The following is a 19,857-nucleotide window of genomic DNA, read 5'->3' as shown; positions in this document are numbered from 1 at the left end:
TTCAGTGTTTCAGCCTGCCAAGCACGATCGCGTCGGTCTTGTCCCAGGCAAGAGAAATGGCCTCTCCCACCTTCACCGGATTGGCGAAGAAGGCGGTGTCGCTGAGGATGGCCGTGAAATCGTCGATCCCGGCGCCGCTGACGGAGAGCTTCACCGAAGACCCGCGATACTCGACATTGGTGACGGAGCCGGTGAAGCCGAGGCCCTTTTCGGAAGGCGGGCCGAGACGCACATGATCGGTGCGGATGGCGATGTCGACTGTGTCGTCCAGATCCTGGCCTGTGGCGCCGCTTGCCAGAAAATCGCCGCCGGCAGGAACCGAGACCATGACATCGTCACCTGCAAGGGGCGCCGCGCGGCCGGATATGACGTTGTGATCGCCCATGAAGCGGGCGACGAAGGCCGTGGCCGGCCGTTCGAAGACCTGCCGGGGCGCGGCGGCCTGTTCGATGCGGCCGTCATTCATGATGACGATGATATCGGCAAGCGCCATGGCCTCCTCCTGACTATGCGTCACATGCACGAAGGTGATGCCCAGCCTTGCCTGCAGCTTCTTCAGCTCGGCGCGCATGCGGATCTTGAGGAAGGGATCGAGCGCCGAAAGCGGTTCATCCAGCAGCAAGGCCTCCGGATCGGTGATCAGCGCGCGGGCCAGCGCCACGCGCTGCTGCTGGCCGCCCGAAAGCTGCGCCGGCCGGCGGGTCGCATAGGCTTCCAGCTGCATCAGCCGCAACATGTCGAGAGCCTTGGCCCGCCGTTCCTCCTTTGCCACGCCTTTCATCTTGAGGGAGAAGGCGACATTGTCGATGAGGTCGAGATGGGGGAACAGGGCATAGGACTGGAACATCATCGCCGTTCCCCGGCGGGCAGGCGGGAGATCGGTGACCACGGTATGGCCAAGCCGGATGTCGCCGGCGGAGATCGTCTCATGTCCGGCAATCATCCGCAGCGTCGAAGTCTTGCCGCATCCGGACGGACCGAGGAGGCAACAATAGGTGCCGGCGGGGATTTTCAGGCTGATGGAATGGACGGCAGTCGTGGCGCCGTAAATCTTCGAAACGGATACAATGTCGATCTCAGCAGCTTTGCTCATCCGGCGCCCCCTTGCGTCGGATATTGCAATGCATCATCCATGCCAGATGGCTTAAGCTCTTGTTAATCCGAGGGCTCTGCGCGGCAGACACATCCACGCTCGAAGAACCGCCTAATATTCAAGCGATTGTTTTTCAGGCATGGCGAAATTGTATGCAATCAAGCAGGCGATCGAAAACAATCGTCTTGGCATGGGTGGCCGGCAGCGGTAGAAGGGGATCATAGCGGGTCAGGCCATGAGCATCAGCGACAAGATCATCTTCACCGATTCCAATCCCGAAGACCGCGCGCTGGCGATCCGCGAGGCCCTGCGCAATGCGATCATCGACCGAAGGCTTGCGCCGGGAACGAAACTGACGGAGAGCGAGGTTGGCACGCTGTTCGAGGTAAGCCGCACGGTGGCACGGGCGGCGCTGCAGATGCTGACATTCGAAGGTCTGGTCAGGACCGAGCGCAATCGCGGCGCCTTCGTGTCCAATCCGTCGCCGGAGGAGGCGCGGCAGATTTTCGCGTCCCGCCGCCTGATCGAGCCCGGCATCATCGCCGCCGCCATCGAGCATATGACGCCCGACGACGTCGTCACCTTTCGCCGGCAATTGGAGGAAGAAGCCGGTTATATGAATGAGCGCGGGTCCTCGGCGCGTCGCGCCGAGATCAAGGCCTCAGGCGATTTCCATCTTCTGCTGGCGGCCGTCAGCGGCAATGCCATCTTGCGCAAGTTCATGGAGGAATTGGTGGCCCGCAGTTCGCTGGTCATCGCCCTGTACGGGCGCTCCGGCATCTCCAGCTGCGGTCATAGCGAGCACTCGCAGATCGTCGATGCCCTGGAAAAGGGTGAGGTCGACCGAGCCACAGCCTTGATGATCCACCACATCGACCATGTGGAAGCCGATCTCGACCTCCAGCCACGCGAAGGGCGCGCGTTGAAGGACGTCTTGTCGGAAGCGTAAGGCCGCCGCCACGCGAGGTTTACGCCCCGGCGGAGGCCAGGGCGTCATATAGAAGCGGGGTTTGACGCCGGGAGGCTTTTGAGATCAGGCTGTTTCAGCTGACCTTAAAGCCTGACCGTGGCATTGTCGCCCATATCCGGCTTGGCGCTGCTGACCGCCGCGGCCGCCATCTTGATGTAGCTCATCACCGTTCCCGGGCTGTCCCAATATTCAGCGGAGCTCGGCGTTACCTTCAGGATGCGGATGGACGGATCATCCGGGCTGTCCCACCAGGCTTTGGCGGGAATGGCGAAGAGTTCCTTGATCTTCTCGCGGTCATTCTGGATCTCGGCCCTGCCGGAAATGGAAACATAGGTCTGGCCCTTCGGATCGGCAAAGGCAAGACACACCGCCGGATGGCGCGCGATTTCCTCATCCTTGTGGCTGGCGACATCGGTCAGGAAGTAAATGGCGTTTTCCTCACGCTCAGCATGCGCCGACATGGGCCGCGCGCGAAGATCGCTGCCGGACTGGGTGGTCAACATGCAGAAGCCGATATCCTTGGCCAGATCCCAAACTTTATCCTGGTCGTTTTCACTATGCGCCATCTTGTGCTCCTCTTCAAAGTCATGACGGGAAACGGCTGCGGCAGGATGAAGTTCCGCCGATCGCAAAGGCGATAGTGGCATGCCGGAATCCGCCAGCCGTCGTGCGGAACCGGGTTGCCAGCGCGACGTTCCTGGATGGTATGCAAGTCAGGAGAGCAAAGCCTATGAGACTGGGATCGGTTGCGGAAATCTGGCGGTATCCGGTCAGCTCGGTGGCGGGCGAGGCGGTTTCGACGGCAGAGCTCGCAGGATCGGGCCTCCCCGAAGACCGCCGCTTCACGATCATCGACCGGCAGACAAACCGCGCGGCCGCGCCGGAAAAGGAGGCACGCTGGCATCCGGCGCTGGCCCTTGTGGCGCGCTGGCACGACGAGGGCGGCGAGATCGGGTTTCCGGACGGCACCTGGTTGGCCATCGATGCGCCGGAGCTTGACGACAGGCTGAGCCGGTATTTCGGCTTTGAAGCGGCCATGCTGCCCAGTCGCTCGCCGGAGGAAGGGCTAGAGCCGAGGGATGGTTTTGCCACCACCCGCTATGCGGCAAGCCCTGTGCATCTCGTCACATCCGCATCGCTCGAATGGCTGAAAGACAAAGTCGGCCCCGATACGGTCAGCAGCCGACGTTTCCGGCCCAATTTCGTCCTTGAGAATGACGGCGGCGAAGCGCTGCAGGAAAGGCAATGGCTCGACCGCCGGGTAAAGCTCGGCAATGCCGTGCTGCGGGTGACGGAAGAGACCAAACGCTGCGGCATGACTTTCATCGCGCAGCCCGGTCTGCCGGAGGAGCCCGAAATTCTCCGGTCTGTCCTGCGGCACAATAGACGCAATTTCGGTGTCTATTGTGAGGTGGTGGAGCCCGGAACCATCAGGCTGGGTGACCTTGCCACCCTGCTTGATGACTGACCGGGCAGGTCATTCGCGGATCAGGGCGGCGGTCTGGGGAAGGATGACCGGGCCGGGTGCCTGGCTGAGGATGGCCTGCGAAATGATGGCGCCGATATCCCTTGCGCTTGTGATGCCTTGTACAAAGGGAAGCTTGTGCAGAAGGAAGGAAATGGAGCCGCAATACAGACGGTTCGTCAGGTCATCCTGGAAGACCGGCCTGAACTTGTCGTCAAGATCGACGCCGCCGGTTCGCACGGTCGCCTCCCCGTCTCCCTCCAGGGGTCCCCTGGCCGTGGTCGTCGCCCTGCGGATGACACCCTGAGCCTTCAAGGTCGGAAACGGGATGTCGCGGGCCGAGAGCGTGTGCTGGCCTGTTGCGTCGATGAAGGAGGAAAAGGCAATCGTTTCTCCGTCCTTGCGGATGACGGCGCCCCTTTCCACCCCGTCATTGTCGATCTCGCTATCATGGCCGAGCGCCATGATATCGAGCCTGCCCGCCCGGTGCAGGGCAAGCAGCCGGCGGATGGATTCATGCGGGACGGTGGCGTAATCATCGACGAAGACGGTCTTGAAATATTTGTGAAACCGTTTGAGATCCTCTTCGTCGAGATGCGGGATCGCGCGGGCGATCACTTCGTGCATGCGCAGGATGGCATAGCGCCATTCCACCGTATATCGATTGCGTTTATTGGCTACGGCTTCGGCAAGGTTGCGTGAGGCCCAGGTGAAGGGATCGGCCTCCTCGCGCGCCCGGAAATAGGCCGGGGCGATGCTCTCGATGGTGAGCGGCGACAGGCCGATGTCAGAGGCATAGTCCGGATCGCTTTCAGCCAGTTCCGCCCGGAAGAGCTCGAACAGCGCGTCCAGCAGCCCGTGCTTGCGACTGGCGATCAGCTCCTCGACAGCATCCGGCGTGCAGATTTTCAGCGGGCGATAGGGGATCTCGCAATAGAAATCGGCCTCGGGAAGAACACCCTTTCGCGACATCATGGTCACGTGGAAACCGTCCGTATTCGGCAGCGGGTGATATTGGAGATCCCCCTGCTCGTCGAGAAGGAAGGATCCATGCTTGGTGGCGACTGTGATCAAGGCGTCAATGCCGCTCAGCGAGGTGCCCAGAATGCCGATCTTCTCCGGCGGGATGGTCTTCAGAACGGGCGCCGGCCAGGGAGAGATGAAGTAGCCCGGCTTGATTTCCGTGGTTTCCGGCCAATCGTGACCCGTCGCCAGAACAACGTGATCGAAGAGATAATGCAAGACCTCGCCTTCGCCCGACTGAACGGTCAGGGCGATGTCGTCCTTGTGGAGCTCGATGTCGGCGACCCGGTGCGAGGCGCGAATATCGATGCTGTGTCCGCGCGCGAGGCCGGCTTCGACCAGTTGCAGGAATTGCGACTGGAAATATTCTCCCAGAACGATCCGTGGATAAAAGGTCCGCTCGTCGATGGCAAGGCGATCTACGCCGAGAAGCTCCAGGCTACGATCCGATTGCGCGCGCAGCCAGCCGGTCAGGCTGTCGCAGATCGCCGGCAATTCGATGCTGGCAATGTTCGACAGCATGGCCCGATCATTGATGTCGGGATGATAGGGTGTGCCTTTGCCGGGCTCTGCTTCGCTCTCGAAAATGGTGATTGCGACGGGTTTTTCGGATTCGATCAAGCCCTTCAGCGTGTAGATACCGGTAGGGCCGGACCCGATGATCGCGATATTCGAGGTCATGCAGCTTCTTTTTCCTTGGGGGGAAGGAGAGGTGAGAACTCCTTCAATCCGCAACACCCCCAAGGGTTCCGCTTGGTGACGATTCCAAGCGGGCCATGCGCCGGAACGCCAGTTGCATGGCCATGATCCGACCTCCGGGCGCTGAGGATTGGCGAGCGGTGCTAACGGGACTGAAGGCTCCTGCGAGAGGAATGCGTTCCCGCATCGGCGCACATGACCCTGTTTCGGCCCATGGTCTTGGCCTGATAGAGAGCCGCGTCGGCCTTTTCAATCAGGCGGCCTGCATCCGGCTCTCCGTTCTGCATTGTCGCCACGCCGATGCTGACGGTGACGCGATCAAAGGGCTCGTTTTCCGAATGCGGCACATCGAGGTCCCATAATTGCTGGCGAATGCGCTCGGCGACCATGCATGCGCCCTCTGGCCCCGTTCCCGGCAGCAGCACGACGATCTCTTCGCCGCCGAAACGGGCGGCAAAATCGGCGGTGCGGTTGAGGCATCCGCGAATGGCGGCCGAAAGGGTCTGCAGACAGATGTCGCCTGCGACATGACCATAGGTATCATTGTAGCGCTTGAACCGATCGGCATCGATCATCAGGACCGACAAGGGATCACCGGTCCGCTCCGCCGCCTTGACGAATTGCTCGAGCTTGGCATTGAAGGCCCGTCGATTGGGAAGACCTGTCAACTCATCCGTATTCGACAGCGCATCGAGGCGATCCTGCATGTCCTTTTGACGTGTGACATCCCGGGAAATGGCGACGACGCGGGTGGCCGCCGTCGTCTTCGTCGTCGGCAGTTTGCTGAGCGCCGTCTCCAGCCAGATCATCTCGCCCGAGGGTTTTCGGTGGCGCATCAGCACGGTATCTTTCGTGGCGCCCTGCCGCAGGCGCTTTGCAGCCTGCCGCACGACCTGTTCCGCCTCGGGCGAAAGACCGTCATAGATGCTTCGCCCGATCAATACGTCCGGCGGATAGCCAAGCACGTCCAGCGAGGAGGGCGACACATATTCGCGCAGGCCGGCTTCATCGAAACGCGCTATCACGTCGCTTGATGCCTCCGCCAGCATGCGGAACTCCGCCTCGCGTGCCGCCAGAAGGGCGGCATGGTCGCGACGCATGCGGTTCTGCTTGCGCCAGTAGAGGGCAACCAGGGCGCTGGCGATCAGGAGCAGGGTCGCATAGATCCAGCGCGCCTTGGCCGAGCTCACCCAGGTCTCGAAGACATATTCGTTGGAAGCGCCTGCCAGCACCACCAGCCCAGTGACCCGGCTCTGATAGAAGCCGCCGATCCGCCGCGTGCCGTCGACCGGCGACAGATAATGATAGGCGCCCGCGGTCTGTTTCTTCAGCAACACGGAAAACAACTCGTGGCTGGCAATGCTCGTCCCCAGAAAGCTGTCCTCCAGGGGACCGCGCGCGAGAACCAGCCCATCGCCCCTGGTCAACAGGAAGGTGCCGTCGCGTCCCACTTCGAAGCTGCGAAAGAAGTTGATGAAGTGACCGACCTTGACCGTGGATATGACGATCCCGCCGAAGGAGCCGTCCGGCTTCGACACTCTCTGCGTCACCGGAATGATCCAGTCGCCTGACAATTTGCTCCTGATCGGCCCTCCAAGCACAGGAAGGACGAAGGTCCTCGATCGGTGATACTGGAAATACGGCCGCTCGCTGAAGTCGAGTCCCGCCTTGACGTTGCGGGCCGAGGAGGCGGCAAGGGCGCCGCTTGCATCGATGTAAGAGAGAGAATCCAGTGTCGGCGATGCCAGCATCTGGCGACGGATCAGCGCGGTGATCTTATCCGGTCGCGTGACGGCGCTATCACCGCCCGTGATCTCGGTGAGCATGGCCGCCAAAGGCGCTCGGGACAGCTCCAGAACATCGTCCGCATGCTGGGCAATGGCCTCTGCCGTCTGGGCGAGGCTCGCCTCCACGCTGTAGACCTGGCTCTTCCAGTTGGAATATTCCGACCAGATGAACAAGACGACGATCGCACACAGCGCGGCCGCAGCGATCGGGCCGGCAGATGCAGACAGTCGGAGTTTTGACAGCATGTCCGCCTCCAGATGACAAGTTGTCACAAATATCAGTGACTGCTAACAAACCGATAAGGAGACGTGGTTAAGCAATTGCTGAAAGCCCGGGGCAAATGCCCCAGACTGGACCTGATCCCGTAATTCCTGGCCGGAAGCATGGTCTGCCAGACTGCGCCGGCTTTGCCGTCCGATTTCAGACAGACCAGGAGACACTGACAATGTATATCGGTACACAGTTTCGCGCCCGCAATGACGACGACTACCGGGTCATGGCCCAGCTCGGCATCCGCCATGTCAATGCGGATCCGGAGGGCAATCCGCATGACTGGACTTTCGACGTGCTGTCCGCTCACCGCGAACACATTGAAAGCTTCGGCCTTATCCTTGACATGATCCAGCTGCCGCTGAGTTCACGGGTTATCGAAGACCAGTACAGTCCGGACATTCTCAGCAAGGGGCCCGATCGTGACCGGCAGATCGATTCCATCTGCCGCCTCATCGAGAACGCCGCGCGGGTCGGCATTCCGGCCGTCAAATACAATCTGAACATTATCGGCATTCCCCGCACGGAGCTTGAAATCGGCCGCGGCGGTTCGTTGAACGAAGCGTTTCGCTGGGAAAAGGCCGATCATGACGCGCCGCCGACGATTGCGGGGGTGATCGATGAAGACGAGAACTGGGCGCGGATCGATTATTTCCTGGAGCGCGTCGTACCGGTGGCGGAGGCCAACCGGGTGAGGCTCGCCTGTCATCCGCACGATCCTTATACTCCGCCCGGCTATCGCGGCGTGACGCGGGTGCTGGGCACCGTCGAGGGGCTGAAGCGCTTCGTGCAGATGCGGGAGAGCCCCTATCACGGCCTTAATTTCTGCCAGGGGACCGTCGGCGAAATGCTCGATAATCCTGCAGAGGAGATTTTCGACGTCATCCGCTGGTTCGGCGAGCGGGGCAAGCTCTTCAACGTTCATTTCCGCAATATTCGCGGTGGCAAGCTTTCTTTCATGGAGACCTTTCCGGAAGAGGGCGACATGGACATGTGGAAATCCCTCCAGACCTATGCCGAGGTCGGCTATCGCTACATGGTGATGCCCGATCATGTGCCGCGCATCGCCGGAACCGATCCGGAAAACACGGCCTTCGCTTTCACCTACGGCTATATCACGGCCCTCTTGCAGGTGCTGGAGAGTTCGCGCCAGCCCTCGACCTAGCCGGCGCGGCATCGCGTGCCCCGAAATCCGACGTCACGCCCGATCTTCCGGCTCAACCGATCGGAGAGGCGAAAGATCGGGCATCGGCCGCTCCTCTCGGGCCTGTTCCCTTGGCTGTTCCCATCTCTGTTCTCCCGTCTGTGCGGAATACATGCCGTTGGTTCGAAAGGCCGAGGGGCTGATGGCGTAGGAGCGGCGGAAGACCTTGGCGAAATAATTGGGGTCGTCAAAACCGCAGACGGTCGAGACGGCCTTGATGCTGAGCTCTCCATTGATCAGCAGCCGCGCCGCGCGCTCCATGCGTTCTCGCTGGACAAATTCGGAGGGCGGCAGGCCGTAGGTTCGGGCAAAGGATCGGCTGAAATGGGCGCGGCTGAGACCGGCTGTCGCAGCAAGCATATCAACTCCGAGCGGCTCGTGCAGATTGCTGCGAATATAGGCGACAACTCGGCTGATCGCCTGATGATCGGGCTCGTCCAGCGGACTTTCGGACCGGTTGATGAGATCGTCATAGATCGCCATTGTCGCACGGTAGGCGTCACTTGAGGCGCGTGCGGCGCTGAGTGACGGGCTGTTCAGCGAGAGGCAGATGCCTGCCAGTTCGTCGACGGTCTCGGGACGCAATTTGAACACCGGCCCCACCGATTTCAGGATGGTGCGGTGCAGGCGCAGCACCTCCTTGCCGCTCATGGCAATCCAGAACAGCGACCAGCTGTGACCGGGGGGCACCCAGTAGCGATGGTCATGCGGCACGGTGATCAGCATGGCGTCGCCGCCCTCCAGCCGCCAGGTTCGCCGCTCGTAACGGAGCTGGCCGGTGCCGCCGATGGTATATTGCAGGATGGAGAAGGGCGTGCTGCCACGTTTTCGGCCATCCCAGTCATAGATAGGGCTTTCGGCCACTTCATGACCGGCGCTGGTCGCCATGACATGGAAGCCTTCGCGTCTGCGCGGGAAGGAGATCGTCGTCCGGAACGGCCCTCTCTCAACAAGGGAATTCAGCATGAAATTACCCGCGATATCACAACCGTCGTCTATCCAGCCATTTCAGGCGCAGCTACCAATGACGTTATACTGGTTCGCACCGGGGTAAAACACGCTGATTTTAAGGTGTATAGGCTTCAGACAGGCTGAAGGCGGGTCACCAGGTTGAGGCGATGACGATGGCCGATAAGATCGTCGTCTCGATGGGGGGCGGAGCGATAAGGTCGGTTCGCCCCTCGATCTTCTTCCCGTCATGGGTTCGGCAGGCCCGCTGCTCTGCGCGGCATCAACCATGATCCGCTTCGCTCCGATCCGCTCCTGCCTCGCTTTGCCGCAAGGGCAATCATTCCGCGTTGAAGCCTCATCGAGCAGCGGATGCGCGGCGAGGCATTGTTGCAAATTCCACAACTAACTGGGAAGAATTGGTGCAATTGTCTGCCTGTTGCATCTCGGGCATTGTCTCCCCATCAGATCAACCTTGAAACCGAAGGAACAAGGACATGGCAATGCTCACCACCAAGGACGGCGTCGAGATCTTCTTCAAGGACTGGGGGAGCAAGGACGCCCAGCCGATCGTTTTCCATCATGGCTGGCCGCTGTCGTCGGATGATTGGGATGCGCAGATGCTGTATTTCCTGTCCAAGGGCTACCGCGTCGTCGCTCATGACCGGCGCGGCCACGGACGCTCGTCACAGGTAGCCGATGGCCATGACATGGATCATTACGCTGCCGATGCGTTTGCGGTTGTCGAGCATCTCGATCTGCGCAATGCGGTGCATATTGGTCACTCCACAGGCGGCGGCGAAGTTGCGCGATACGTGGCAAAGCATGGCGAACCCGCCGGCCGGGTTGCCAAGGCCGTGCTGGTATCGGCGGTTCCGCCATTGATGCTGAAGACGGAGGCCAATCCGGAGGGTCTGCCGATGGACGTCTTCGACGGCTTCCGCTCCGCGCTGGCGGCCAACCGCGCCCAGTTCTTCCGTGATGTACCGGCCGGACCCTTCTACGGCTTCAACCGTGACGGCGCCGAGGTTCATGAAGGTGTCATTCAAAATTGGTGGCGGCAGGGCATGATGGGCGGCGCAAAGGCCCATTACGACGGCATCAAGGCGTTTTCCGAAACAGATCAGACCGAAGATCTGAAAGCCATTTCCGTGCCGACGCTCGTTCTGCATGGCGAGGACGACCAGATCGTTCCCATCGCCGATTCCGCTCTGAAGTCGGTCAAGCTGTTGAAGAACGGCACGCTGAAAACCTATCCCGGCTTCTCGCACGGCATGCTGACAGTCAATGCCGATGTACTGAATGCCGACCTTCTGGCCTTCATCCAGGCCTGATCGTTACGCAATGGCAGGAAAGGCAAGGGATGCGGATGTTCCCGCTATGTCCACGCTATGTCCCCCGGGACCCTCGTCTTTCCTGCATGCCTCATCTTTTCCGACCCGAACCGACGCACACCAAGCCCTGCCGGAGCCGAATGTTTCGAGCCGGCGGGGCACATTCAGATGGTTATCGACATGTCCCAGATCCCGCACGGCAAGAAACGTCCTCTCCCCGCCATGACGCTGACGGCGGAACTGGTGGAGAAGACGCTAAAGATCGTCGAGGACGAGGGACCGGAACCAAAGTGGACGCCCATTTCCGACAGGCAATTGGATGATCTTGTCGACAGGGTCGAGCGGGAAGCGGCCGGGGAGGAGATATGGGTCTTCGCCTATGGTTCGCTGATGTGGAATCCGGGCTTTGCGGTTGAAGACAGAGAGGATGCCACGGCGTTCGGATGGCATCGCGCCTTCGCGCTGAGGATAGAACGGTTTCGGGCCAACTCGCAGGCGCCGGGCGTCATGCTGGCGCTGCGGCCCGGAGGAAGCTGCACAGGCCTGATCCTCAAACTGCCAGCCAGAACCCGCAGGCAGGATCTTCGCACGCTCCTGGCGCGTGAGATCCGCTATGCGGAGGTGAGCGAGATGGTTCGCTGGGTCCGAGTCCGGACGCCCGGCGGAGAGCGCCGGGCCTTGACCTTCTGGGCGAGCAAACGCCAGTCGGTGCTGACGGAGAAGATCCCGCTCGATGCCGCTGCCGCGCTGATTGCGCAGGCCTGCGGGCCGGCCGGATCCTGCGCGGAATATCTGCACCGCACCGTTCAGGATCTCGCGGAGCGGAACATCGTCGATCGAAACCTCTGGCTGCTGCAGGACATGGTTGCAGCCCGGTTGCGGGATCTGCCGGTCCGGCCGGCATCGTCCCGGCGCCCCTGATCGGCTATGCCAACCTTCAGCGCATTGTGACCATCTGGGCCGCCACCTGTTCCTCGAAATATTTGGAAAAGGACGCGATGCGCGGCGGCAGAGCCTGATAGGGCGGGTAATATAGCGTCAGCCACAGATCGGGCGGCGCCCAGCCCTGAAAGACGTGGATCAGCCGGCCATCGCGGAGATGATCGGCAATATTGAAGCCGGGAAGCAGGGCAACGCCGGCTCCGGCTGCCGCCATATCGGCCAGAACCTCGCCGCTATTGGCACTGAAGGCCCGCCCTGCCGAGATCGTCATGCTTGAGCCGCCATCCGAGAGAACCCAATTCTCGCGCCGGCTCTCGCCGCTATAGGCAAGGCAGTCGTCGGGCCTCAACTCGCCCGGGTGCTGCATCTCGGCAAATCGGCTTTGCGGTGCCGCCACCAGGATTCGCGGCACGATCTGTATTTTCCGCCAGATCGTGAACTTGTCGGAGGGCTGGGACGAGATGCGGATCGCGAGGTCGTAATCATCATCAACAATGTTGACCAAGCCGTCGGACAACGAGATCTCGAAGCTCATCTTCGGGAAACGGTCCTTGAATCCCGACAGGATCGGCGGCAGCACTGTCTTGCCGAACCAGGTCGGCGCGCTGATCCGCAGCCGCCCCTCATCCGCTTTATGGGTGTTCATCACCTCGCGGCGCGCATCCTCCAGCGTTTTCACCGCAGGCTGGATCTGGGCAGCGAAGACTGCGCCATCCGTGGTCAGCGAGACCTGGCGCGTGGTGCGTACGAACAGTTGCACGCCAAGTTCCGCCTCCAGCGCCGCAATGGCACGCGTCACCGCGGCGGGGGTCATGTCCAGCTCGCGTGCCACCTGCGCGAAATTCCGTTTCTCGGCCGCCAGCAGGAAGGTCCGGAGCGCCTTGTAATCGTTCATCGCCGTTAGATCGTTCCCATTCAATCGTTCAAGAAACCTATGGCGGCATGGCTAATGTCAGTCAATCACAACAAGGCTTGCCCCGTTGGCCAGACCTTAATCGCGAATCCAGACCGATGAGATAATTGCAAAATACGCAATGCAATCGAGAGGAATATTGCAATTCACGAACGTCCGGCGCGGCGATAGTTTCCCTGTCAGCAGCCGAGACAAGAGCAGCACGGATCGCCAGACGGTCAACCGGTCCTGCAAAATCTCGCGAGAGGCAGGCTCTACCGAGCTGCCTGCACTGCCTGACATCAACCGGCCGCAGCCGCGGTCAAAACCACTGAAGAGGAAAGTCCAATGTCCAAGCTCCAAGTCCTGACCCCCGCCAACAGCCAGCTCATTTTCATCGACCAGCAGCCGCAAATGGCCTTCGGCGTCCAGTCGATCGACCGCCAGACGCTCAAGAACAATGTCGTCGGCCTGGCAAAGGCAGCAAGGATCTTCGACATTCCGACGACGATCACCACGGTCGAGACGCAAAGCTTCTCCGGCAACACCTTCCCTGAACTGCTGGCCGTGTTTCCGGAGAATGACATTCTTGAGCGCACTTCCATGAATTCCTGGGATGACCAGAATGTTCGGGATGCGCTGGCGAAAAACGCGGCGACAGGCCGCAAGAAGATCGTCGTCTCCGGTCTCTGGACCGAGGTCTGCAACACGACCTTCGCTCTTTCGGCGCTTCATGATGTTGCAGACTACGAGATCTACATGGTGGCCGATGCTTCCGGAGGAACTTCGCTCGAAGCCCATAATCGCGCCATGGACCGTATGGTACAGGCTGGCGTGATCCCTGTGACCTGGCAGCAGGTCCTGCTCGAATGGCAGCGCGACTGGGCGCACAAGGAAACCTATGACGCGGTCACCACGCTGGTGAAGGAGCATTCCGGCGCCTATGGCATGGGCATCGACTATGCCTATACCATGGTCCACGGCGCTGAAGAGCGTGTGAAGCACGGCAAGCGGATCGGGCCGAACCCGGCGAAGTAAACTGTTGCAAATTCAAGGGCAGGAGAGGGACTGCCAATGCCAGTCCTCTCCTGTCCGCAGATCGGCATGCAGCACTACTGTACTACTGTTTCGCGAAGCGCAACAAATTCCCAATGATTATCGCAATTGTCGAGGGAGCTGATCTCGATCAGCATGTCTCCATCGAAAGCAGCCGCTCGCCACAGCCGACCGGCGAACCTGCAGGAGCAGATATGACCTACCAAGCGCCCATCGTGTCGCCCGGCCGCAGCCGCCTGGCAAGGCTCGTCCGGTCCCCCGTCACGAAGACCGTTTCACTTCTCGCCCTTTGCGCGGCCTATATCCAGGGACCGCTCACCAAGATCTTCGATTTCAATGGCGCGATGGCGGAAATGGAGCATTTTGGCCTTCATCCGGCCGCAGGCTTTGCCGTCGCCGTCATCCTGTTCGAGCTGGTGGCCTCGGCCATGGTGGTGTCCGGCCTGTTGCGCTGGCTCGGCGCACTGGCCCTTGCGGGCTTCACCCTTCTGGCAACGCTCATCGCCCTGCGCTTCTGGGAGATGGCTCCCGGGATGGATCGCATGATGGCGACCAATGCCTTCTTCGAACATATCGGGCTCGCCGGCGCCTTCGTCATCGTTGCCGCGCTTGATCTGACCAAGGAAACCGATCGATGAATACCGCAAAGACATCAGGAGGCACATTCGCTCCGCTCGCACAGCCTGTCTTCGCGGTCCTCTGGGCCGCGACAGTCCTCGGCAATACCGGCAGCTTCATGCGCGACGTCGCCAGTTCCTGGCTGATGACGGATCTTTCCGCCTCGCCGGCCGCTGTCGCCATGGTCCAGGCAGCCGGCACCCTGCCGATCTTCCTCCTTGCCATTCCGGCCGGAGTCCTCACGGATATTCTCGACCGCCGGAAATTTCTCATCGCCGTGCAGATCCTGCTCGCCTCGGTCAGCCTGTCGCTGATGGTCCTCGCGCAGACCGGCATGCTCTCGGTCAGCGCGCTGATCGGTCTCACCTTTCTCGGCGGGATTGGTGCGGCTCTGATGGGGCCGACCTGGCAGGCGATCGTGCCGGAACTCGTCAAACGCGAGGATGTAAAGAGCGCCGTGGCGCTCAATTCGCTCGGCATCAACATTGCCCGCTCCATCGGCCCGGCCGCGGGCGGCCTACTTCTGGCAGGCTTCGGCGCGGGCATCACCTATGGCGCGGATGTGGCGAGCTATTTCATCGTCATCGCGGCGCTGGTCTGGTGGCCAAGGGCCAAGAATGCCAACGACGCTCTGCAGGAAAATTTCTTCGGCGCCTTTCGTGCCGGCCTGCGTTATACCCGTGCGAGCAGACCGCTGCATATTGTTCTCCTGCGGGCCGCCATCTTCTTCGCCTTTGCCAGTGCCGTCTGGGCGCTTCTTCCGCTCGTTGCCCGGCAGCTTCTTGATGGCGATGCCAGCTTCTACGGCGTTCTTCTCGGCTCCGTCGGCGCCGGTGCAATCGGAGGGGCACTGGTAATGCCGAAGCTGCGCGATCGGCTCAATGCGGATGGACTGCTTCTTCTGGCTGCAATCGTGACCGCCGCCGTCATGGGCGTCCTTGCCGCGGCTCCGCCGAAATGGGTTGCCATCATCGTCCTGCTGTTTCTGGGCGGCGCCTGGATCACGGCCCTGACGACGCTGAACGGCGCCGCTCAATCCGTCCTGCCGAACTGGGTGCGGGGGCGTGGCCTTGCCGTCTATCTTACGGTGTTCAACGGCGCCATGACCGCCGGTAGCCTCGGCTGGGGTGCCGTCGGCGAGGCTGTCGGCATCCAGGCGACCCTCGTCATCGGCGCTGTCGGCCTGTTCGTTGCAGGCTTCATCATGCATCGCATCAAGCTTCCCGCCGGCGACGCGGACATGGTTCCTTCGAACCACTGGCCGGAACCGCTCGTGGCGGAGCCGATCGCCCATGATCGCGGCCCGGTGCTCATCCTGATCGAATACAGGGTGGAGAAACAGCATCGCAGCGCCTTCCTGCATGCCATCGATCACCTGTCGAGGGAACGTCGGCGCGATGGTGCCTATGGCTGGGGCGTGACCGAAGATTCGGCGGATCCGGAAAAGATTGTCGAATGGTTCATGGTGGAATCCTGGGCGGAGCACCTGCGTCAGCACAAGCGGGTTTCCAATGCCGATGCCGATCTGCAGGGCAAGGTTCTCGCCTGTCACATGGGGCCGGAAAAGCCGGTTGTCCGTCACTTCCTGACGATCAACCGGCCTGGCGCCGCCTGACCAAGCATCCGAGGGGGAAGGCAGTCCGGCTGCCTTTCCCCGCTGCTGATGCGGCTCGCCCTCTTCACCGGTTCGCGCGGCGATCCCGCCAGCCTGTCCAAAGGCTCAGCTGCGCGCTTGAGGCACGAGGCGGGCGGCGTCGATCTTATCGAGGGCATCTCAACTGCGGCCGGAACTATGGCATGTCTGCGGGGTTGGGGGGCATCCGTCCGCGCTTCAGGAGCCGCCAATGCCCATCCGTCTCGCTTGCCTTTCCTTCCTCGTTCCCGCCGCACTGCTTCCCGCCGCAGGCCTCCTGGCATCCTCCTCGCTCGCGCAGGCGCAGCCGCAGCCGCAGGAAAAAGTGGGCGAATATTCGGATGTGGTCATCGAAGGATCTATCCTGGAGCCGCGCAAGATTGAGATTCGGGACGACCGGGAGCTGGCCGACCTGATCAAGGCGCCTGCCGGTTTCAAAGTGGACGTGTTTGCCCGCGATCTGGTCAATCCGCGCATGTTGGCCGTGTCCGATCGCGGAACGCTCTATGCGACGCGCCGATCGGTCGGCGACGTGATCATGCTGAAAGACGAGGATAAGGACGGAAAGGCGGAAAGCGTTCAGACAGTGGCAAGCCGGCCCGGCATGCACGGCATCGCCTTCGATGGAAACACGGTGTTCCTGGTCACGGTCAACGATGTCTACAAAGCCGAAGTGAAGGAAGACGGGACATTCGGCGAACTGACCCGCATCATCAACGACCTGCCGGATTCCGGCCAGCACCCCAATCGCACGCTGGCGATCGGTCCGGATGACAAGCTGTATATCTCCGTTGGCAGCACCTGCAATGCGTGCGACGAAAGCAATCCGGAAAATGCCACGATGCTGCGCGCCGAAAAGGATGGCAGCTCGCGCAGCATTTTCGCCAGCGGCCTGCGCAATACGATCGGCTTTGACTGGGAGCCGAGCACGGGCGCCCTTTACGGTTTCGACCACGGTATCGACTGGCTCGGCGACGAGGAGCAGGTCGAAGAGGTCAATCGCATAGAGCAGGGGAAGAAATACGGCTGGCCCTATGTCTATGGTATGGGCGAGTTCAACCCGCAGGACAATCCGCCGGAAGGAATGACGCTGGACCAATGGGCCAAGCAGTCGACGGAGCCGCAGATCGGCTACACCGCTCACAGCGCGCCGATGCAGATGGCGTTTTACGACGGCCAGGCCTTCCCGGAGGAGTATCGGGGCGATGCTTTCGTGGCGATGCGGGGCTCGTGGAATCGCCGTCCGCCCAGCGGCTATGAAGTGCTGCGCATCAAGTTCGAAAACGGTGAGCCGGTCGGCGCCGAGCATTTCCTGCAGGGCTTCCTGATCCGCCAGCAGGATGGCAGCTATGGCTATCTCGCGCGGCTGGCCGGCATTGCCGTCGGCAAGGATGGCGCCCTCTATGTCGCGGACGACAGCAATGGCGTGATCTACCGGGTCAGCCATGACGCAAAGGAAGGAGCAGCCGCCGCATCGCCTGCGCCAGGCAATCAGACGGCCGCAAAGCCGGATGCCGCGACGCCGAATGTGGTCGAAGAGATGATCGACTCCAAGATCGCCATGGAGCTTGTCGATCCGCGTGACAGCCGGAGCCTCACCGTTCGTTCCGGCTTTGCCGCAGATGCGGCCATTCCTCTGCCGCATGCCGCCGATGGGGACAATGCCTCGCCGAAGCTCGACTGGAGCGGCGCGCCGGAGGGGACCAAGTCCTTCGTCGTGATCGTGGACGATCCGGATTCCAAGTCCCCGAAACCCTTCGTCCACTGGATCGCCTATGACATTCCCGCAAATGTCACGAGCCTGCGCGAGGGTCTTCCGACCGAGCCGATCCTGGTGGCGCCGAAGGGTCTCAAGCAGGGCGCCAATAGCCAGGGCTCCACGGGCTATACCGGTCCGAAACCGCCGGTTGGCGATCCGGCCCATCACTACCATTTCCAGGTCTTTGCCCTGGATGTCGAAACGCTTGGCCTGGAGCCGGGTGCCAAGCGCGACGCCGTTCTGGCGGCCATGAACGGTCATGTTCTGGCCGAAGGAGAGCTGGTCGGGACATTCGAGCGGCCGAAGCAGGATCCCTGAAGCCCGAGGATGGTTCTCCAGCCGGGGCTGGGAAGAAAGGCGTCAGAACAAAGCGAGCTGCCCTTCTGCGCGATCTTCCCCCTGGTCCAGCGAGGAGAGGGTGATCCCGAGCAGCCGGATCGGCTTTTCCACCGGAAAGACATCCGCAAGCAGCCCGCTTGCCGCCTCCAGAAGGGCGGACTGGCTCGCAATCGGCCTTGCAAAGGTCCGGCTGCGGGTCAATTGCTGGAAATCCGAGAATTTCACCTTAAGTGTGACGGTGCGCCCGCTGATCGCCTTGGCGGCGCAATGGGACCAGACCTTCTCCGAAAGCGGTGACAACTCGGCCTGGGCCGGTATCAGCGCGAGGATATCGGTCATGAATGTATCTTCCGCACCGACGGATTTTCGCGGCCTGTTCGGCTGGACGGGGCGCTCGTCGATGCCGCGGGAAATCCTGTAATACCATCCACCGGATTTGCCGAAATGTGCCTGGAGAAACTCCAGCGATTTGGCGCGCAAGTCGGCGCCCGTCAGTATGCCCAGCTGCTCCATCTTGGCGGCGGTCGCCGGGCCGACGCCATGGAATGTCTTGACCGGCAGTTGCGCGACGAACTCCGGTCCTATCTTCGGCGTGATGACCGCCTGTCCGTTCGGCTTGTTGATGTCGCTGGCCATCTTCGCCAGGAACTTGCAATAGGAAATGCCTGCCGAGGCATTCAGCCCGGTAACCTCGAGGATTCGCGCCCGGATCATCCGCGCGATTTCGGTGGCGATCGCAATATTGAGCTTGTTCTGCGTGACATCGAGATAGGCCTCGTCCAGGGAGAGGGGCTCGATGAGATCGGTATGTTCGGCAAAAATTGCGCGGATCTGCGCCGAGACGGCACGATAGACCTCGAAGCGCGGCTTGACGAAGATGAGATCCGGACACCGCCTCTTGGCCGTGACCGATGGCAGGGCCGAGCGGACGCCGAAAGCGCGCGCCTCGTAGCTGGCTGCCGCCACGACGCCGCGCGCCGCCGAGCCACCGACGGCCACCGGCTTGCCGCGCAGGTCCGGATTGTCCCTCTGCTCGACGGAGGCGTAGAAGGCATCCATGTCGACATGGATGATCTTTCGCACGCTTGCTCCCGCCTGCAGCGGATCGCCGCGTCCGTCACTCTGCCTGTTCTCGACCAAGGTGCCCACAGTCACGGCAAACGATCGGCTCCGATGGATGCGGGCGGCTCGACCAGGACGAGCCCGTCATCCGGAAGCGGCCGCTGGAGATGTCTCACAGCGTCCCATTCGCCGGTCAGCCAAAGATCAACCTCCTCGGGCGTTTTCAGTATGGCGGGCATGGCCTTCGGGTGGATTGGCGCGACGACGGCATTCGGTGCCGTGGTCATGAAGCCGTAGAGTTCGTATTGCCGCTCTCCGTCCCGCACCTTGCGAACCCCCTTCCAGGCGGTCCAGAAGCCGGCAAAAAACATCAGGGGACGGCTCTCATCGCCGGCGAACCAGGCATTCGGCGTTCGACCGCCCGGCTGTTTGGCGGCGGGATCCGGTTCGGCAAAGGAGGTGAAGGGCACGACGCACCGGCTGGCGGGCGCAAGCCAGCGGCGCCAATGCGGCGAATTGACATTGCGGATATTGGTGACGCCGGGATCGTAATTGCCCTTGATGAAGGCCGGTGGCGTCGGCATGCCCCAGGTGGCACTGGCGATCTCTCGACTGCCGTCGGCGCTCTGGCGAACAATGGGGGCCAGCGTGCCGGGATAGACATCCAGCGAGGGAGCGTTCCAGCCGGCCCGATCGGTCAGCGCTCTGGTGAAGGCCAGCACGGCTTCCCGGGTCGTGGTGATGTTATAGAGATTGCACAAG

Annotated in this window: 17 protein-coding genes; 9 read left to right on the top strand and 8 right to left on the bottom strand. The window is 61.6% G+C overall.

The genetic code is table 11. The features are described 5' to 3' along the window. Window position 1: 1 nt before the first annotated feature. Window positions 2-1,093, bottom strand: a complete 1,092-nt coding sequence (locus tag QTJ18_RS06550) for an ABC transporter ATP-binding protein (RefSeq protein ID WP_252754937.1) — start codon at window positions 1,091-1,093, stop codon at window positions 2-4. Between the two features lie 235 nt (window positions 1,094-1,328). Here QTJ18_RS06550 and QTJ18_RS06545 point away from each other — a divergent pair, with 235 nt between their 5' ends. Beyond that, the gene (locus QTJ18_RS06545) at window positions 1,329-2,042 is read left to right on the top strand and encodes a GntR family transcriptional regulator (RefSeq protein WP_252754938.1); all 714 of its coding nucleotides are present in this window, start codon (window positions 1,329-1,331) and stop codon (window positions 2,040-2,042) included. Window positions 2,043-2,146: 104 nt separating this feature from the next. Here the strand turns inward: QTJ18_RS06545 and QTJ18_RS06540 are convergent, their stop codons facing one another. After that, window positions 2,147-2,629, bottom strand: a complete 483-nt coding sequence (locus QTJ18_RS06540; RefSeq protein ID WP_252754939.1) for a pyridoxamine 5'-phosphate oxidase family protein — start codon at window positions 2,627-2,629, stop codon at window positions 2,147-2,149. A gap of 164 nt (window positions 2,630-2,793) precedes the next feature. Between QTJ18_RS06540 and QTJ18_RS06535 the strand changes: the two genes are divergently transcribed. After that, window positions 2,794-3,531: an MOSC domain-containing protein gene (locus QTJ18_RS06535; protein WP_252754940.1), complete on the top strand. Its 738-nt coding sequence runs from the start codon at window positions 2,794-2,796 to the stop codon at window positions 3,529-3,531. Window positions 3,532-3,540: 9 nt separating this feature from the next. Here the strand turns inward: QTJ18_RS06535 and QTJ18_RS06530 are convergent, their stop codons facing one another. Further along, window positions 3,541-5,232 carry an FAD/NAD(P)-binding protein gene (locus QTJ18_RS06530; protein ID WP_252754941.1) on the bottom strand — a complete coding sequence of 564 codons (1,692 nt, stop codon included), beginning with the start codon at window positions 5,230-5,232 and terminating at the stop codon, window positions 3,541-3,543. A 161-nt stretch (window positions 5,233-5,393) separates the two neighbouring features. Next, the gene (locus tag QTJ18_RS06525; RefSeq protein WP_252754942.1) at window positions 5,394-7,283 is read right to left on the bottom strand and encodes a diguanylate cyclase; all 1,890 of its coding nucleotides are present in this window, start codon (window positions 7,281-7,283) and stop codon (window positions 5,394-5,396) included. 200 nt (window positions 7,284-7,483) lie between these two features. Between QTJ18_RS06525 and QTJ18_RS06520 the strand changes: the two genes are divergently transcribed. Next, a complete protein-coding gene (locus QTJ18_RS06520) occupies window positions 7,484-8,473 on the top strand; it encodes a mannonate dehydratase (RefSeq protein ID WP_252754943.1) in 990 nt (329 codons plus the stop codon). Between the two features lie 33 nt (window positions 8,474-8,506). On the opposite strand, the gene QTJ18_RS06515 is transcribed toward QTJ18_RS06520, so the two are convergent. Further along, window positions 8,507-9,478, bottom strand: coding sequence for an AraC family transcriptional regulator (locus QTJ18_RS06515; protein WP_252754944.1), 972 nt, complete (start codon window positions 9,476-9,478; stop codon window positions 8,507-8,509). A gap of 479 nt (window positions 9,479-9,957) precedes the next feature. On the opposite strand from QTJ18_RS06515, the gene QTJ18_RS06510 reads away from it, so the two are divergent. Both QTJ18_RS06510 and QTJ18_RS06505 read left to right on the top strand, forming a co-directional pair. Then, window positions 9,958-10,794: an alpha/beta fold hydrolase gene (locus QTJ18_RS06510; protein WP_252754945.1), complete on the top strand. Its 837-nt coding sequence runs from the start codon at window positions 9,958-9,960 to the stop codon at window positions 10,792-10,794. A gap of 180 nt (window positions 10,795-10,974) precedes the next feature. After that, the gene (locus QTJ18_RS06505) at window positions 10,975-11,715 is read left to right on the top strand and encodes a gamma-glutamylcyclotransferase (protein WP_252754946.1); all 741 of its coding nucleotides are present in this window, start codon (window positions 10,975-10,977) and stop codon (window positions 11,713-11,715) included. 16 nt (window positions 11,716-11,731) lie between these two features. Here the strand turns inward: QTJ18_RS06505 and QTJ18_RS06500 are convergent, their stop codons facing one another. Continuing rightward, on the bottom strand, window positions 11,732-12,631 hold the full coding sequence (locus tag QTJ18_RS06500; RefSeq protein ID WP_252754947.1) for a LysR family transcriptional regulator: 900 nt from the start codon (window positions 12,629-12,631) through the stop codon (window positions 11,732-11,734). Between the two features lie 345 nt (window positions 12,632-12,976). On the opposite strand from QTJ18_RS06500, the gene QTJ18_RS06495 reads away from it, so the two are divergent. From QTJ18_RS06495 to QTJ18_RS06480, 4 genes are all read left to right on the top strand, one after another. Beyond that, entirely contained in the window at window positions 12,977-13,666 is a 690-nt protein-coding gene (locus QTJ18_RS06495; protein WP_252754948.1) for a hydrolase, read from the top strand. A gap of 212 nt (window positions 13,667-13,878) precedes the next feature. After that, entirely contained in the window at window positions 13,879-14,322 is a 444-nt protein-coding gene (locus QTJ18_RS06490) for a DoxX family protein (RefSeq protein WP_252754949.1), read from the top strand. Continuing rightward, complete coding sequence (locus QTJ18_RS06485; protein WP_252754950.1) at window positions 14,319-15,917, top strand: MFS transporter; 1,599 nt, start codon at window positions 14,319-14,321, stop codon at window positions 15,915-15,917. The genes QTJ18_RS06490 and QTJ18_RS06485 overlap by 4 nt, the downstream gene beginning before the upstream one ends. Before the next feature lie 229 nt (window positions 15,918-16,146). Further along, complete coding sequence (locus QTJ18_RS06480) at window positions 16,147-18,012, top strand: YbhB/YbcL family Raf kinase inhibitor-like protein (RefSeq protein ID WP_252754951.1); 1,866 nt, start codon at window positions 16,147-16,149, stop codon at window positions 18,010-18,012. A gap of 42 nt (window positions 18,013-18,054) precedes the next feature. Here QTJ18_RS06480 and dinB read toward each other — a convergent pair whose 3' ends face one another. Next, window positions 18,055-19,092 (bottom strand): DNA polymerase IV, encoded by a 1,038-nt coding sequence (gene dinB / locus QTJ18_RS06475; RefSeq protein WP_252755030.1) that lies wholly within the window; start codon window positions 19,090-19,092, stop codon window positions 18,055-18,057. 92 nt (window positions 19,093-19,184) lie between these two features. After that, complete coding sequence (locus tag QTJ18_RS06470) at window positions 19,185-19,856, bottom strand: SOS response-associated peptidase (protein WP_252754952.1); 672 nt, start codon at window positions 19,854-19,856, stop codon at window positions 19,185-19,187. Window position 19,857: the final 1 nt, after the last annotated feature.

It is taken from the genome of Rhizobium sp. SSA_523, from assembly GCF_030435705.1.
Lineage (GTDB): Bacteria > Pseudomonadota > Alphaproteobacteria > Rhizobiales > Rhizobiaceae > Neorhizobium.
This window is presented reverse-complemented; position numbering and strand designations above follow the sequence as displayed.

Coding starts and splice junctions, on each gene's coding strand:
- QTJ18_RS06550 (WP_252754937.1), bottom strand. CDS start 1,093: ATGAGCAAAGCTGCTGAGATCGACATTGTATCCGTTTCGAAGATTTAC.
- QTJ18_RS06545 (WP_252754938.1), top strand. CDS start 1,329: ATGAGCATCAGCGACAAGATCATCTTCACCGATTCCAATCCCGAAGAC.
- QTJ18_RS06540 (WP_252754939.1), bottom strand. CDS start 2,629: ATGGCGCATAGTGAAAACGACCAGGATAAAGTTTGGGATCTGGCCAAG.
- QTJ18_RS06535 (WP_252754940.1), top strand. CDS start 2,794: ATGAGACTGGGATCGGTTGCGGAAATCTGGCGGTATCCGGTCAGCTCG.
- QTJ18_RS06530 (WP_252754941.1), bottom strand. CDS start 5,232: ATGACCTCGAATATCGCGATCATCGGGTCCGGCCCTACCGGTATCTAC.
- QTJ18_RS06525 (WP_252754942.1), bottom strand. CDS start 7,283: ATGCTGTCAAAACTCCGACTGTCTGCATCTGCCGGCCCGATCGCTGCG.
- QTJ18_RS06520 (WP_252754943.1), top strand. CDS start 7,484: ATGTATATCGGTACACAGTTTCGCGCCCGCAATGACGACGACTACCGG.
- QTJ18_RS06515 (WP_252754944.1), bottom strand. CDS start 9,478: ATGCTGAATTCCCTTGTTGAGAGAGGGCCGTTCCGGACGACGATCTCC.
- QTJ18_RS06510 (WP_252754945.1), top strand. CDS start 9,958: ATGGCAATGCTCACCACCAAGGACGGCGTCGAGATCTTCTTCAAGGAC.
- QTJ18_RS06505 (WP_252754946.1), top strand. CDS start 10,975: ATGTCCCAGATCCCGCACGGCAAGAAACGTCCTCTCCCCGCCATGACG.
- QTJ18_RS06500 (WP_252754947.1), bottom strand. CDS start 12,631: ATGAACGATTACAAGGCGCTCCGGACCTTCCTGCTGGCGGCCGAGAAA.
- QTJ18_RS06495 (WP_252754948.1), top strand. CDS start 12,977: ATGTCCAAGCTCCAAGTCCTGACCCCCGCCAACAGCCAGCTCATTTTC.
- QTJ18_RS06490 (WP_252754949.1), top strand. CDS start 13,879: ATGACCTACCAAGCGCCCATCGTGTCGCCCGGCCGCAGCCGCCTGGCA.
- QTJ18_RS06485 (WP_252754950.1), top strand. CDS start 14,319: ATGAATACCGCAAAGACATCAGGAGGCACATTCGCTCCGCTCGCACAG.
- QTJ18_RS06480 (WP_252754951.1), top strand. CDS start 16,147: ATGCCCATCCGTCTCGCTTGCCTTTCCTTCCTCGTTCCCGCCGCACTG.
- dinB (WP_252755030.1), bottom strand. CDS start 19,092: ATGGATGCCTTCTACGCCTCCGTCGAGCAGAGGGACAATCCGGACCTG.